General features: G+C 61.9%; 13 protein-coding genes. 7 read left to right on the top strand and 6 right to left on the bottom strand.

Translation table 11 applies throughout. The features are described 5' to 3' along the window. Nucleotides 1–61 precede the first annotated feature (61 nt). The 5 genes from AC2A1F_RS03705 to AC2A1F_RS03685 form a co-directional block, all read right to left on the bottom strand. Nucleotides 62–1018, bottom strand: a complete 957-nt coding sequence (locus AC2A1F_RS03705; protein ID WP_484207404.1) for an AraC family transcriptional regulator — start codon at nucleotides 1016–1018, stop codon at nucleotides 62–64. A gap of 26 nt (nucleotides 1019–1044) precedes the next feature. Further along, the gene (locus AC2A1F_RS03700; protein WP_484207403.1) at nucleotides 1045–2241 is read right to left on the bottom strand and encodes an MFS transporter; all 1197 of its coding nucleotides are present in this window, start codon (nucleotides 2239–2241) and stop codon (nucleotides 1045–1047) included. Between the two features lie 70 nt (nucleotides 2242–2311). Next, nucleotides 2312–2857, bottom strand: coding sequence for a VOC family protein (locus AC2A1F_RS03695; protein ID WP_484207402.1), 546 nt, complete (start codon nucleotides 2855–2857; stop codon nucleotides 2312–2314). Nucleotides 2858–2911: 54 nt separating this feature from the next. Next, nucleotides 2912–3925 (bottom strand): zinc-dependent alcohol dehydrogenase family protein, encoded by a 1014-nt coding sequence (locus AC2A1F_RS03690; RefSeq protein WP_484207401.1) that lies wholly within the window; start codon nucleotides 3923–3925, stop codon nucleotides 2912–2914. A gap of 85 nt (nucleotides 3926–4010) precedes the next feature. Beyond that, nucleotides 4011–4811 (bottom strand): IclR family transcriptional regulator domain-containing protein, encoded by an 801-nt coding sequence (locus tag AC2A1F_RS03685; protein WP_484207400.1) that lies wholly within the window; start codon nucleotides 4809–4811, stop codon nucleotides 4011–4013. A 117-nt stretch (nucleotides 4812–4928) separates the two neighbouring features. Between AC2A1F_RS03685 and AC2A1F_RS03680 the strand changes: the two genes are divergently transcribed. The 6 genes from AC2A1F_RS03680 to AC2A1F_RS03655 are packed head-to-tail and all read left to right on the top strand — an operon-like array spanning nucleotide 4929 to nucleotide 11343. Continuing rightward, nucleotides 4929–6146, top strand: a complete 1218-nt coding sequence (locus AC2A1F_RS03680; RefSeq protein WP_484207399.1) for a Tm-1-like ATP-binding domain-containing protein — start codon at nucleotides 4929–4931, stop codon at nucleotides 6144–6146. A 7-nt stretch (nucleotides 6147–6153) separates the two neighbouring features. Then, nucleotides 6154–6600 (top strand): acetyl-CoA carboxylase biotin carboxyl carrier protein, encoded by a 447-nt coding sequence (locus AC2A1F_RS03675; RefSeq protein WP_484207398.1) that lies wholly within the window; start codon nucleotides 6154–6156, stop codon nucleotides 6598–6600. A gap of 1 nt (nucleotide 6601) precedes the next feature. Then, the gene (locus tag AC2A1F_RS03670; protein WP_484207397.1) at nucleotides 6602–7936 is read left to right on the top strand and encodes an acetyl-CoA carboxylase biotin carboxylase subunit; all 1335 of its coding nucleotides are present in this window, start codon (nucleotides 6602–6604) and stop codon (nucleotides 7934–7936) included. Continuing rightward, nucleotides 7933–9405 (top strand): biotin carboxyl carrier protein, encoded by a 1473-nt coding sequence (locus AC2A1F_RS03665; RefSeq protein ID WP_484207396.1) that lies wholly within the window; start codon nucleotides 7933–7935, stop codon nucleotides 9403–9405. Before AC2A1F_RS03670 ends, AC2A1F_RS03665 begins: the two co-directional genes overlap by 4 nt. Continuing rightward, entirely contained in the window at nucleotides 9402–10247 is an 846-nt protein-coding gene (locus AC2A1F_RS03660; protein ID WP_484207395.1) for an HAD-IIA family hydrolase, read from the top strand. Before AC2A1F_RS03665 ends, AC2A1F_RS03660 begins: the two co-directional genes overlap by 4 nt. A 28-nt stretch (nucleotides 10248–10275) precedes the next feature. Next, nucleotides 10276–11343 (top strand): alpha/beta hydrolase, encoded by a 1068-nt coding sequence (locus tag AC2A1F_RS03655; RefSeq protein WP_484207394.1) that lies wholly within the window; start codon nucleotides 10276–10278, stop codon nucleotides 11341–11343. 11 nt (nucleotides 11344–11354) lie between these two features. Here AC2A1F_RS03655 and AC2A1F_RS03650 read toward each other — a convergent pair whose 3' ends face one another. Then, nucleotides 11355–12464 carry an alpha/beta hydrolase fold domain-containing protein gene (locus AC2A1F_RS03650; protein ID WP_484207393.1) on the bottom strand — a complete coding sequence of 370 codons (1110 nt, stop codon included), beginning with the start codon at nucleotides 12462–12464 and terminating at the stop codon, nucleotides 11355–11357. Between the two features lie 170 nt (nucleotides 12465–12634). Between AC2A1F_RS03650 and AC2A1F_RS03645 the strand changes: the two genes are divergently transcribed. Beyond that, complete coding sequence (locus tag AC2A1F_RS03645) at nucleotides 12635–13726, top strand: alpha/beta hydrolase (protein ID WP_484207392.1); 1092 nt, start codon at nucleotides 12635–12637, stop codon at nucleotides 13724–13726. Nucleotides 13727–13747: the final 21 nt, after the last annotated feature.

The raw sequence follows: 13747 nt of genomic DNA, 5'->3' as shown, positions 1-13747 counted from the left end.
TGCACTGGGGCGCAAGCCGATCAGGACTGATGCGCAATTGCTGCGCAGCAGGTTGCTGATTTTATGACACTGTTCCGCGCTCGATTGTCGGGCGGCCCAGCCTCCAATCGCGTGGGGCTGCGCCAAACTGCTGGCGGAAGCAGCGCGTAAAATAGGCGCTGTCGTTGAAGCCCAGTTCAAACGCGATTTCTGTAATGCTGGCATCGGGCCGCGCAACCAGACGGTCTGCTGCGCGGCGCAACCGCTGCTCAAGGATATAGGCGGTGGGCGTGGTGCCCATGGCGGCGAACACGTTCTGCACCGTGCGCACCGAAATGCGGCAAGCCTGCGCAATCGAGGCAGTGCGCAGCGACGAATCCTCGATGTGTGCCGCCACCATGGCCTTTACCCGGGCCTGAAGATCATCTTCAACGATGGCCGTATGCGGTCGTTGCGCCCCGCGCATTGCCATGGCTGCAAGGTCGAAGAAGACGGCATTGACCCCCTGCTCCCACTCCGGGTCCTCACCCGCGCGTTCACCATGCTGCCAGAGCGAAAGAAGAAAATCGTGGAACACCCTTCCGCCCGGCGTTGATCCGCACATCCGCTGCATCAATGCATCGTCAACGCCGGCAAAACGATCCACCAAGGGCGCACGGGGGAATTCCACCACGAGCATTTCATGCCCGCTCAGCTTGATCGAATAGGGCTCGTGCGGGCTGGCCAGAACGAAATCGCCCGGCTGTAGCGCGCATTCCGCCTGCTTTTGCTTATGTTCGCTCACCCCACGGCATTGCAGATGCAGGATCAGCCGCTCTTCGTTTTGCGGCAATGGCGTGCGACCCACCGCCGAATGGGTTGAATCGGTGCGGATCATGTCGAGCTGGCCGACGCGCCACGCCAGCATGCGCCCGGCAAAATCCTCGCCAGGAACATTCACATATGTTCCGGTAAAGGCGCGATCGGCGATCTCGTTCCAGTAACGCGCGCGTTCGGACGGAGCGACATCGCCGGTATTGAACTTGAGAAGCGCAGTCATCGTTCTTCTCCCGTTAGCGTGAGGGCTCAGGCAAAAGCCGGAGCGGTGCGCCGCGCGACCACGCGCGGTGCGGATTCGATCAGGCCCAGCGTGCAAATCCCTGCCAGCACGGCGCAGACAAGCATCAGCCACAACGGCGCGGCCAGCCCGTAAACATCGGCTAACGCTCCTGCGAAAAGGGGCGCGAGCACGCCGCCCAGCACTTCGCCTGCCCCCATCACCACGCCGGTCAGCGTCGCGGTAAGACGGGGATCAACTGACTCGGCCGGGATTGTCGCCATGAACATCGGGAACAAGCCATTGAGACCCCACCCGAAGAAGAAGATCGCCGCGAGCACCCATGTTGATCCTTGGTAATACAGCCCGCCGAGCGGCAGGGTTACGCCAAGGAACGCAAAAGCAATCATCACCGGACGCCGCCCGATGGCGTCAGAGATGGCGGGAACCACAAAGCTGCCGAGCCCGGCGGAAATCCCGAGCGTTGCCATCAGCCAACCCATCGTTGCAGGATCGAAGCCGCGATATTTGGTCAGGAACAGCGGCATGAAAGCCCAGCACACGACCAGATAGGACACGAGCAGGATTGAGATTAGGGCGCACAAGACCACGTTGCGATGGCGGAAAGCCTCCCGCAGCGTGACCGTGGGGGCGCCTGCATCGTGCACCTCTGCAGGCGGCTCACGCAGGGTGAACCAGATCAGCGCAGCGGTGAACAGACCGGGCAATGCGGCAAGATAGAACCCCGTCCGCCAGCCTACCGCCACGGCTACTGGCACCAACAGCAAGGGCGCGAGGCCTGATCCCAGCAAGTTTGACCCGAGGTTTTGTGCAACGCCCATGGCGAGGCCACGCCGTTCTGGCGACACTTCAGCCACGATCATCGAGTGGCTTACCGGCATCACACCGCCTTCAGCCGCTCCCATCAGCAGCCGCGCGCCCAGCAGCATCAAAAAAGATGATGCAAGGCCGGAGATGAGCGAGCAGAGGCAGAACGCCACCGTAGCCACCACGATCACCGGCTTGCGCGACCCCAGCTTATCCGAAATGCGGCCCACAGCCAGCCCGGACAGCGCCCAGGTGAGCGACAGTGCCGAGCTGAACATGCCGACTTGCGTGTTCGAAAGCTGCAAGTCCGGCTGCACGAATGGCATCAGGAAGTTGAGCGCGTTGCGATCAAAAAACAGTATGCCGAAATTGAGGCTGAGCAGTGCGGTGACCCACACCTGGTAGCCTCCGCTTCTTGGTCCAGCCTGCGCCATCTTTCTTATCCCCTCCACGCGTTTCATTGTTTTTTCAGATGAAAGGCCGGACCGGGTCCGCCCCATCCCAATCGAGCGAGGCTTGCCACATTGCGGTGAAGTGTCCGTCCATGCCCGGCGTGGCTGGGATCAGTTCCAGAAAGCCCGGTGCTGCAGCATCCCCGCCCTCAAGGTAGGCCACGCTGCTACCGGTCGGCACGGCTGCCTTGAATGCAAGCTGGTATCCGCGCGCCAGATAGTCCGTCAGCGATGCTTCCACATCAGCGCAGGCGATGCCGAAATGATGGAAGCCATAACCGCGCTGTTCGATGGTTTCGCGGTAGACTGACGGGTTGCCATCCAGCGGCTGGATCAGCTCGATCTGCATGTGCCCGGCAAAGCCCATGGCGATAGTGACATCAGCGGTGGACGGCGCACCGCGATAAAACTGGTCAGGGGCCAGAAAGTGATCGAGCAGAAAGAACGGCCCAGCCCCGCAATCACGCTGAAAGTGTGCGATGGATGCCTGCACATCTTCCACCACGAAAGCGGTTTGCATCACACCCCCAAAGGGCTGGCCGAAGCCCAGCATTTGCGCCATTCCTATCCTCTCCCGCGCCCCGCATCTGTCGTGCGTCAGCGTCAAAAATCCTGGCTAAAGGGTAATCGCAACCTTGCCGAACAACCCGGCGGATGACTGGTAGGCAAAGGCATCCTTCAGCGCGTCCATCGCAAAGCTGCGATCGACCACCGGCTTGATCCCGTGCGCATCGACAAAGGCGTTGAGCCGCTGGGCCATGCCCTTTGACCCGACGAAGAGCCCCCGGATCGACGCGCCCTTGAACATCAGCCCGTGCGGGTTGGTGTCACCCTCGCGAGTCAGCACGCCGATTAGGGCGATTTCACCAGCAAAGCCGACAGCGGCGATGGACTGCTTGATCGTGCCAGCCCCGCCAACTTCGACGACCTTGTCTACCCCGCCACCGGCAAGCCGCGCAGCTTCTGCGCCCCATTCGGGCGTGGTGCGATAATTGATCACGTGATCGGCACCCATGGCCTTCACGCGCTCAAGCTTTTCATCGGATGACGATGTGGCAATCACGGTTGCGCCTGCGGCCTTGGCAATCTGCAAGGCCAGCAGCGACACGCCGCCAGTGCCCAGCACAAGCACAGTGTCACCGGCCTTTACCGGACGCGGCCCTTCCATCAGTGCGTTCCATGCTGTCACCCCAGCGCAGGGCAGGCAGGCGGCCTCGGTGTAGTCCAGCGTCTCAGCCAGCTTCACCACGCCATGTTCGGGCAGCACGACCACATCCTGCAGCATGCCCGGCGCTGGCGGCGCACCCAGCGCCACACCCATGTTGGGGTTGGGCGGGCCGTCCATCCAGTCCTGAAAGAAGATGCCTGCTACACGGTCTCCAACAGCGACAGAGGAAACGCCCTCCCCCACCGCGATCACTTCACCCGCGCCATCGGACAGGGGCACCGTGTCCTGCTGCACCACGCCGCCCATGTAGAAGCCAAGCGGGATGATCTGGTCGCGGAAATTGAGCGAACAGGCGCGGACTTGCACTGCCACTTGGCCCGGACCGGGCGTGGGCAGTGCTGTGTCGACAAGCCTGAGATCGTCGAGCGACGTTGATCCTGCGGAAATCAGCCATTGGCGCATCAGTGTTCTCTCCCCTTGCTGGGAGCATCACCGATTCAGCGCTCAGAAATAATTAGCTGAGCAAACCAATTTCACAGGGTGAAACTTAATTTGGCTTCTCTTCCAAGGCTGCACCGATTGCGCGGGCAGTAGCCTTCAAAGCTTCGAGATGGCGCTGCACCACTGCTTCGTCTGCACCGCGTCTGCCGGGCCACGTAACGTTGATCGTTGCAATGGGTGTCCCGTTCACCATGATCGGCACTGCCATTGATCGGCGTCCATCGCGCAAGATCATCTGCTTGGACCGGTCCGGCCATGGCAACAGCGGATCACGGGTGGCATAGCCACGCTGGCGAACCTGCTGCAGCATCTGCCGCAGTTCGGCCTCACTGCCCTCAGGCGGGTTTGCCGGGCGTAAACGGTCGATAATGGAATCGCGTTCGGCATCGCCACAAGCCGCCAGGTAGGCGCGTCCGGTGGCCGTATGTATATAAGACAGCTTGACACCAACTGGACCGAGAATCGCCGAATCGAGCCTGAACAGAGGGCTGTTCGTCTCAAGAATCTCCATGTGATCAAGGCGCGGTGCGGCCAGCACAGATGGCCACGCTACTCGAGTCGACAGCGCTTTCATGTGCGGCGAGGCGATCTCGGCTATGTGCGCAGGCGAGGTAACCGAGGCCCGTTCGATCCGGTCGACATGGGGCAGATAGGCTCCGTCGGCCAGCCTCTGCCACACCAGCCCTTTCTGCCCCAAAGTGACCAGCATCCGCAGCAAAGTGGCCTTGGGCAGGCCTGTTGCCTGATGCAGTTCGTGCAGGCTTGCCGCCTTGCGCGTCTGCACCTCTATGAGCACGTCCAGCCCACGCTCAAGCGCGCGGACGGTCTTGACCCGTCGTTCCAGCATCCAATTATCCCCCGGGCAAAATCTGTGTTTCACCTTGTGCAACGCAAATTCCCGAAACCCCCGTGCAAAGTCAACCACTCTGTCGCACCACAAGGCGTACGGAGAGGATCAAAAAATATGACCAGACCAAGCGTCCTGTTCATTTGCACGCAGGATACCAAGGAGGAGGAAGCCCACTTCACCCGCGCCGCGCTCGAAGCGGCAGGGGTAGATGTGGTGCATCTTGATCCCAGTGTCCGCCGCACCGTGGGCGGAGCCGAGATTTCTCCCGAAACAGTCGCGGAAGCGGCGGGTATGGCCATCGAAGAAGTCCGCGCGCTGGGCCACGAAGGCAAATGCCAAGATGCGATGATACGGGGGGCAATCGCTGCTGCCCATACGTGGGACGCAAAATCGCCCGTTTCCGGCATTCTTGCCGTGGGTGGTTCCATGGGCTCGGCGCTTGCAGGGGCCCTGATGCAGAGCTTTCCCTATGGCCTGCCCAAGCTGATCGTGTCGACCATGGCCTCCGGCTTCACCAAGCCATATATGGGCGTGAAGGACATCGCGATGATGAATGCGGTGACCGACATTTCGGGCATCAACACGATCAGCCGCGATGTTTTCCGTAATGCTGCCAATGCCGTGGCAGGCATGGCCAAAGGCTATGACCGCGACAAGGGGCCAGACAGGCCACTAGTTCTGATCACAACGCTTGGCACGACCGAGGCGAGCGTCAAGCGCATCCGCCAGGCGCTCGAAGCCGATGGCTGCGAGGTCATGGTGTTCCACTCCTCAGGCGCTGGTGGGCCAACGCTCGATGCGCTGGCGCGGGACAAGGACGTGGCGCTGGTGCTTGACCTGTCACAGACCGAAATCCTCGATCACCTGTTTGGCGGATTGGCGGATTCTGGCCCGGATCGCGGCCGCGCGGGGCTGGCCAAGGGCATCCCCACAATCATCGCACCGGGCAATGCCGATTTCATCATCGGTGGTCCGCTGGACGTGTCCGAAGTCCAGTTCCCGGGCCGTCGCTATCACATGCACAATCCGCAGCTCACCGCCGTGCGCACCGGGGTGGACGACCTCAAGCGGCTGGCCGATCACCTTGCTGCGAACGTGCGCGAGGCCAAAGGCCCGGTGCGCGTGTTCACCCCGCTGGGCGGCTTTTCCAGCCACGACAGCGCGCAAGGGCACCTGCAGGACCTGTCCGTCCCCGGCCCCTTTGCCGAATATCTGGCATCGGTCATGCCCGCAAACGTGCCCGTCACCGCCATCGACTCTCATTTCAACGACGAGGCCTTTTCCGACGCGGTGACCGCCGCCGCGCGTGAAATGCTGGCCGCAAAGAACTGACCCCCAAATGACCGATGACCTACCCCTGACTCACGAAGATATTGCCGAGATTGCCGCGATCCTTGATAGCTCCGGCTATCGCGAACTCGATCTGTCCACCCGCCGCTTTCGCCTGCGTCTGGCCAAAGGCGATGGCGCAGATGGCGGTCTGACGCAGGAGTGGCAGTGGGCAGGTGCCGGGGGTGAAGTTGCCGCCGAAGTGGCTGCTGCGGCTGCCGATCCGCAGGCGATCTGTTCACCCCTGCCCGGCACTTTCTACCACGCCCCGCAACCCGGCGCGCCGCCGTTCGTGCAAGTGGGGGACGAAGTCGGCCCAGAAACCGTGATCGGCATTGTCGAGACGATGAAGCTGATGAACCCGGTCCATGCCGGGCGCAGCGGCACAATTGCGCAAGTGCTTGTCCCCGATGGGACGCTGGTCGCCAAGGGCGAAGCCCTGTTTCGGCTGAGCTGACATGATCCGCAAACTGTTCATCGCCAATCGCGGAGAAATAGCCCTCCGCGTGATCCGCTCTGCGCGCACCATGGGGATCGAAACCGTGCTGGGCGCGTCTGCCGCAGACGCGACATCCCTGCCCGCGCAGCTTGCCGATCAGGTCGAGATCGTTGGCCCCGGCCCATCTTCGCAAAGCTATCTTTCGGTCGAAAACGTGGTCGCCGCCGCCGTCCGTTCAGGCTGCGATGCCGTCCATCCCGGCTATGGTTTCCTGTCCGAAAACGCTGCATTTGCCCGCGCGGTTGAAGCTGCTGGTATCCGCTTCGTCGGCCCAGACATCGCCACGCTCGAAGGGATGGGCGACAAGCTCGCCGCCCGCGCATTGGCGGTTGAAGCGGGCTTGCCCGTCCTCCCCGGCGGAGAGGCTGCCACCCGCGCCGATGTCCACACCCGCGCTGCACAAACCGGCTATCCGCTGCTGCTCAAGGCCGTATCGGGCGGCGGCGGCAAAGGCATGCGCCGGGTGGACCGCGCCGAAGACCTCGATACCGCGCTCGACATGGCGCAGGCCGAAGCGCAGGCCGCTTTCGGCAATGCCGCGGTTTATGTCGAACGCTTCGTGGCGATGGGCCGCCATGTCGAAGTTCAGTTGCTCGGCGATGGCACCAACGCGATCCACCTTGGCACGCGCGATTGTTCGATCCAGCGCCGGTTTCAGAAGCTGGTTGAGGAGGCCCCTGCCCCTGCGATGCCCATCGAAGCGCGCGAGGGCATCGAACAGGCCGCTGTCCGGCTTGCCCAGCACCTCGGCTATCGCGGTGCGGGCACGGCGGAATTCCTCGTCGATGCCACCGATTTCTCGTTCTATTTCCTTGAACTGAACGCGCGCATTCAGGTGGAGCATCCGGTGACCGAGGCAATCACTGGGGTCGATCTGGTTGAACAGCAATTGCTTGTCGCGATGGGCAAGCCGCTGAGCCTGACGCAGGCGATGATCCGCCCCACTGGCCACGCCATCGAAGTGCGCATCAATGCCGAAGACACCAACGCCGATTTCCGCCCCACACCGGGCCGGGCCACGCGAGCGGCTTGGCCTGCTGGCGAAGGGGTGCGCGTAGACACCCACATCAGCCAGAACGGCGAGGTTCCGCCTTTCTACGATTCATTGATGGGCAAGCTGATCGTCCACGCCCCCACGCGCGAGGCGGCGGTTGAACGGCTCGGCAAGGCGCTGGAATCGCTGCACATCGAAGGCCTGCCCACCACTGCCCCGCTTCATCGCCGCATCGTGGCCGACCCGCGCTTCATTGCGGGCGGTGTTGACACCGGCTTCCTTGCAGGACTTGCCCAATGACGCAGATCCGCCTCGTCGATGTTACCATGCGCGATGGGAATCAGAGCCTGTGGGGCGCCACCGGCCTCAATACCGCGCATATGCTGCAGGCCGCTGCGCTGACCGAAGCCTGCGGGTTTCGTGCGATAGACTTCACCTCGTCCAGCCACATGGCCGTGGCCGTCCGCTATTTCCGCAACAATCCGTGGGAGCGGCTGCGCAGGATGGCATCGGCGATGCCCACCACACCGCTGCAATTCATCACCACCGGCCTGCGCTTCATCGCATGGCAACAGGCCGATCCTGAATTCATGCGGCTTGTCTATCGCGCTTTGCAGGTGAACGGCGTGGGCCGTTTCGTCCTGCTAGACCCGATGCACGAAGTGCCCGCCGTGATCGAAGCGGCCAAGCTGGTAAAGGAAGAAGGCCCCGCCGAAGTCATGGCTGCGCTGACCTTCACTTTGTCTGAAATCCACACCGACCAGTTCTATGCCGATTTCGCCCGCGCGGTCGGGCAAAGCCCGCACATCGATCTGTTCTATATCAAGGACCCGGCTGGCCTGCTGTCGGTAGACCGTGCACGCACTTTGGTCCCGGCAGTAAAAGCCGTGATCGGCAACCGTCCGCTCGAAATCCACGCCCACACCACGGTCGGCCTTGGTATGATGGCCAGTCTGGAAGCCGCCAAGCTTGGCATTTCGGCGATCCACGTCGGCGTTGGCCCCGGTGGCGATGGATCGTCGCTGCCCGAGGCCAACCGTATGGTCGCCAACCTTGAGGAAGCGGGCTTTGAGGTCGGCGTGGACAAGGCCGCGCTGAAACGGCTCACGACTTATTGGCAGCAGGTCGCGCTGGCAGAGGGGCTACCTCCGGGTATGCCACAAAACTTCGACGCGAGCTTCCTGCGCCACCAGATTGCAGGCGGCGTGATGACCACCATTGCGCGCCAGTTGGAAGAGCTGGGGCTGGCCGACCGGATGGACGCGGTGATCGCCGAAACCGGGCAGGTCCGCGCCGATTTGGGCTTCCCGATCATGGTCACGCCGTTCCCGCAAATGGTCATGACGCAGGCTCTGTTCAACGTGATCGGGGACCGTCGCTATGCGCAAGTTTCGGATCAGGTGATCCGCTATTGCATGGGCAAATTCGGCAAGCCGACCTCGCCGGTCGATCCGCAGGTGCTCGCCACGATCATGGACCGGCCCCGTTCACGTGAGCTGGAAAGCGAGCCGATGTTTCCTGCGCTTGCTGATCTGCGCCGCCAGTTCAGCACGAATCTGCCCGACGAGGAATTCCTGCTGCGCGCTGTCATGCCGGGCGAACAGGTTGATGCGATGCTGGCCGCTGGGCGTTCGCGCGCGACATATTCGCCGCAGGCCGCGCCGATCCTTTCGTTGCTGCGCAAACTCGCGGCCAAGCCAAATGCGCGTGATCTGGTGATCGAGCGAAATGGCTTTCGTCTTGCCCTCCATGCAGGAGCATCACTTTGACCTTTACGCCAGAATTCGCTGCAAGGGTGAAAGACGCCGCCGGTTTCATTTTCGACATGGACGGCACCATCGCGTTGGGCGATTCCAAGAGTGGTGGCCACCGCGCACTGCCCCACGCCGTCGCCACGCTTGAGGCATTAAAGGCCGCAGGGACACCGTTTGTCGTCTTCACCAACGGCACGGCCAAACCGCCTGCAGCCTATGCGGCTTCGCTGCGCAATGCCGGCTTCCCGGTGGAAGATCAGCAAATGCTTACCCCCTCATCCTCTGCTGCGGTCTGGCTGTCAAAACAGGGGATCGGCAAAGTGCGCGTGCTGGGCAATGCAGGTTGCGCGGCACCATTGATCGATGCCGGACTGGACGTCATCGGTCCGTCCGAACCTGCAGAAGGCGTAGAAGCGGTCTACACCGGATGGTTCCGCGAGTTTGATTTCGACGCGCTGGAAGCTGGGTGCGATTCGCTATGGAAGGGCGCTCGTCTGGTCACGGCCAGCAACGTGCCATTCTTCGCCACGGAAAACGGCCGGGCCATCGGTGCCAGTTTTCCGATCAACGCCATGCTTACGGCGATGACCCGAAAGCGCCCGCGCATTCTCGGCAAACCATCAAAAGAAGCATTTGAAACCGCTTTGACCATCATGGGCCTGCCCAAATCGGCGTCGTCGCAGGTTGTCGTGGTCGGTGATGATCCAGCACTGGAAATGCGGATGGCACATGATGCAGGGGCCATGTCGATAGGCCTGGCTACAGGCGTGATGGGAACCAGCACGTCTTTGCCGCTGCGCGATACACCGACACTGGTGCTTGACGATCTGCAAAAGCTGCTTGAAGTGGTAGGCTGAAAAGGGTCATTCCCTGACGGAGAATACCGTGCAGATCAGTCGCAGAGCCTTGAACTTTGGCATCCTTGGCATGGGCGCGCTAGCCGTTACCACAGCGGTTGGGAGCACACTCAGCGCTTCAGGCGCGATGGAAAGCACGGATAAACTCAAGCTGGTTGATCCCGAATTGCGCGCTGCGGCACAGGAAATGCTCAATCAAAGCATGCCTACGCCCAGCGTTACGTCCTTGCCCGCAATGCGCGCGGGGTGGGTGCCGCCGCCAGTGCTAATGGCTCCAGCGCCGGGTGTGCTGATGCAAATCGTTCCTGCATCGTCAGGCGTTCCGCCGGTGCCGGTGGAAGTGATCGGGGCCAAGCCTTCCAGCAAAGCCCGGCCAGCCATACTGCACATCCACGGCGGCGGCATGATCTCCGGCCGCGCGCGCAATATGACCGCGTTCAGCCAGACGCTTGCAGCAGAATTCGATGCAGTGGTGGTCAATGTCGATTACCGGCTATCACCGGAAACACCCTGTCCCGGCCCTATGCTCGATAACTACGCCGCGCTGGAATGGATGGTGATGAATGCAGCGCAGCTTGGGATAGATCCGGCGCGCATTGCGATCATGGGCGAAAGCGCAGGCGGCGGGCTTGCGGCCATGGTCGCGCTGATGGCGCGGGATAAGGGCCGGATCAAGCCGTGCCACCTCGTCATGCTCTACCCGATGCTTGATGACCGCACCGGATCAACCCGCGCCGCACCAGCGCATATCGGCACGATTGGTTGGTCTGCCGAAGCGAACCGGTTCGGTTGGACGTCGTTTCTCGGCAAGCCCGCTGGTTCTGCCGCCGTGCCCGATGGCAGCGTACCTGCGCGGGTCGGGAACCTTGCAGGCCTGCCATCCAGTTTCATCGGGGTTGGTGCACTCGACCTGTTCGTGGACGAAGATATAGAATTTGCACGCCGCCTGATCGCCGCTGGCGTGCAGACGCACCTGCATGTCACCCCGGGGGCCTATCACGCTTTCGATTTCGTGGTGCCAGAAGCGCGGGTATCGCGCGAATTCACGCGGGCGTGGAAATCCAGCCTGCATGCCGCATTTGGCACGCCGGCCTGATTGAAGCGGGCCTATTGCACCAGATTCTTGTCAAAGAACTTGACGATCACATTCAGGGCCTGCTGCGATTCTGGCAGGTTAGGCTTGTAGAAAAAGCCATGAAACAGGCCCTCCCACACGTGCAGATCAGCATCTACGCCCAGTGCCACCATCCGGCTGTGCGTGTTGACTGCAGATGACAGTTCAAAACCGCGCGTGCCAGTGATGATTAGCGTGGGCGGGAACTGACGCAGTACGTCGTCCGATGATCCGGGCGAAACCAGTGGGTCCTTGGGATCAGCGCCTGCGAAGTAGGGCAACGCAGTCCATGGCGCATCGGCGCTGGCTGGCCATTTCGGCGCTGGTCGGCCTTCTCCGATGGCAGCTGTCATATAATCTGCGTCTCCGCCAAAGCCGTTGGCCGAAGTGGTGAGGCCAGCGCAAAGAATGCCGACAGCGCCCGGCCGGGGCAGCGCATGCTTCTGAAACCAGGCGGTGGCCATGCCGGTCAGCATCCCGCCTGCAGAACATCCGTAAATGCCGATGTTGGCCGCAGGATAGGTTTTGAGCAATTCGCGGTAAACGAGCGCCACATCCTCGCTTGCCGCCGGAAACTTATGCGCAGGCCCTTGCCGGTAGTCGACCGAAACGACACGGATTTGCCCAAGCGCGGCAACCGGAATCGATTCAAGCTCTGCACAAGCCGGGAAGCAGCCCATAAAGCCGCCACCATGCAGATTTATCAGCACCCGCTGGGCGTTCTTTTTGGCGATACCGGCCTTGGGCAGATAATCGAAGACTTTCACACCGCCCAGTCTGCGTTCAGTCATCGCATAGGCATAAGTCGCTTTGGCCTCGGCGAGGTAAGGCTCCATGAACACCGGGATGCCGTTGTTCTGCTGAACCTGCACCGGGTCCTGCATCGCCTTCAGATGGTCGGTCATGTATTGCTTTGCCTCGGGGCTCAGCATCGATGACACCGGAACGGCCATAGCCGGGACATGGACCGTGCCATCGTCTTCAATACGCACGGCTTGCGCATCGGAATGCTGCGCAAATGCTGACGTGCTGATCAGCAGCAAGGCTGCCAGGGCAGACCCGGCGCTGGCAATAACCTTTGCCCATCCGTGTGATCTGATCATGGTGTTCATTCCTTCCCAAGCGGTAGCGGATCTGGCCCGCCTTCTTTGCAGTTGGCTCTTGTGTCTGACTATTGCGTAATCGATTGCATTCCTTGCTGCAAGGTGTATGGAATCGATTACGCAAGATGTGGCTCCCGCGAAGGAGAGCTGCTCGGCAAAGGGGATGGCAGGTGGGTCTCACACGTCGCAATTTTGGAATGGCCGCGCTTGGTGCTGCGGCCCTGCCCGCCATGCTGACGCGCAACGCGGCGATGGCAGCAACTGAATCCCGTGCTGTGCCGACTACTGCTGATCCACTGGCGGTGGTAGATCCAGAACTGCGCGATGGGGCTAGAATGATCCTGTCGCGACCGCTGCCCGATCCGTTGGATCATGCCGCCATACTTGATATGCGAGACAAGGCTCCACCGCCCCCTGCTCCGCTTCCGGCACCCGCCGCGCCGATTGAACTCATGCGTGTGGCCGGAGCGCCGAGCCATCCAGACGTTGGCGTAGCAGTAATCGGCGCGCGGCGAAACGGCACTTTGCGCCCAGCGGTTCTCCACATTCACGGCGGCGGCTTCATCGTTGGCAGGATGCAGGACAATTTCCCAGCGTCACAACGCCTTGCCGAAGAACTGGACTGCGTCGTGGTCGAAGTGGATTATCGGCTCTGTCCCGAAACGCCGTTCCCCGGCCCGCTGGAAGATTGCCACGCCGCGCTGGTCTGGCTCCATCGCAATGCTGCCAGCCTTGGCGTGGACCGCAGCCGCATTGCCGTAATGGGCGAAAGCGCAGGCGGCGGGCTGGCTGCGATGCTCGCCATCGCGGCGCGCGACAGAGGAAGCGTGCCGCTATGCTATCAGGTCCTGATTTACCCGATGCTTGATGATCGCACCGGCAGCACCCAGCGCGTGCCCCCCTTCATCGGCACGATCGGCTGGAACGAGGCAGGCAACGTGGTAGGCTGGACCAGTATGCTTGGCCAGCCAGCGGGGTTGCCAACGGTGCCTGCAGGGTCCGTTCCAGCACGTGAGGCAAACCTGGCGGGCCTTCCACCCACCTTTATCGGCGTGGGCGCGATCGATCTGTTTGTCGATGAGGACATAGCCTATTCTCAGGCACTGATCCGACAAGGTGTGCCAACCCAGTTGGTGGTTATCCCGGGTGCCTATCACGGCTTCGATTTCATCGCCCCCGCATCGCGCGCTTCGCGGACATTCGTCACAGCTTGGAAGCTCGCACTCGGCACCGCATTTCTGGCCACCAAACCCGCCCACTAGGCCCTGAAGGGCATGACATCA

The organism is Novosphingobium sp. HNCC26BN242, from assembly GCF_057180525.1.
Note: the sequence above shows the minus strand (reverse complement) of the source record. Positions and strands in the feature narration are given on the sequence as shown.

Excerpts from the sequence above, each read along its gene's own strand:
- AC2A1F_RS03705 (WP_484207404.1), bottom strand. The coding sequence starts at position 1,018 with ATGACTGCGCTTCTCAAGTTCAATACCGGCGATGTCGCTCCGTCCGAA.
- AC2A1F_RS03695 (WP_484207402.1), bottom strand. The coding sequence starts at position 2,857 with ATGGCGCAAATGCTGGGCTTCGGCCAGCCCTTTGGGGGTGTGATGCAA.
- AC2A1F_RS03690 (WP_484207401.1), bottom strand. The coding sequence starts at position 3,925 with ATGCGCCAATGGCTGATTTCCGCAGGATCAACGTCGCTCGACGATCTC.
- AC2A1F_RS03685 (WP_484207400.1), bottom strand. The coding sequence starts at position 4,811 with ATGCTGGAACGACGGGTCAAGACCGTCCGCGCGCTTGAGCGTGGGCTG.
- AC2A1F_RS03680 (WP_484207399.1), top strand. The coding sequence starts at position 4,929 with ATGACCAGACCAAGCGTCCTGTTCATTTGCACGCAGGATACCAAGGAG.
- AC2A1F_RS03675 (WP_484207398.1), top strand. The coding sequence starts at position 6,154 with ATGACCGATGACCTACCCCTGACTCACGAAGATATTGCCGAGATTGCC.
- AC2A1F_RS03670 (WP_484207397.1), top strand. The coding sequence starts at position 6,602 with ATGATCCGCAAACTGTTCATCGCCAATCGCGGAGAAATAGCCCTCCGC.
- AC2A1F_RS03665 (WP_484207396.1), top strand. The coding sequence starts at position 7,933 with ATGACGCAGATCCGCCTCGTCGATGTTACCATGCGCGATGGGAATCAG.
- AC2A1F_RS03650 (WP_484207393.1), bottom strand. The coding sequence starts at position 12,464 with ATGATCAGATCACACGGATGGGCAAAGGTTATTGCCAGCGCCGGGTCT.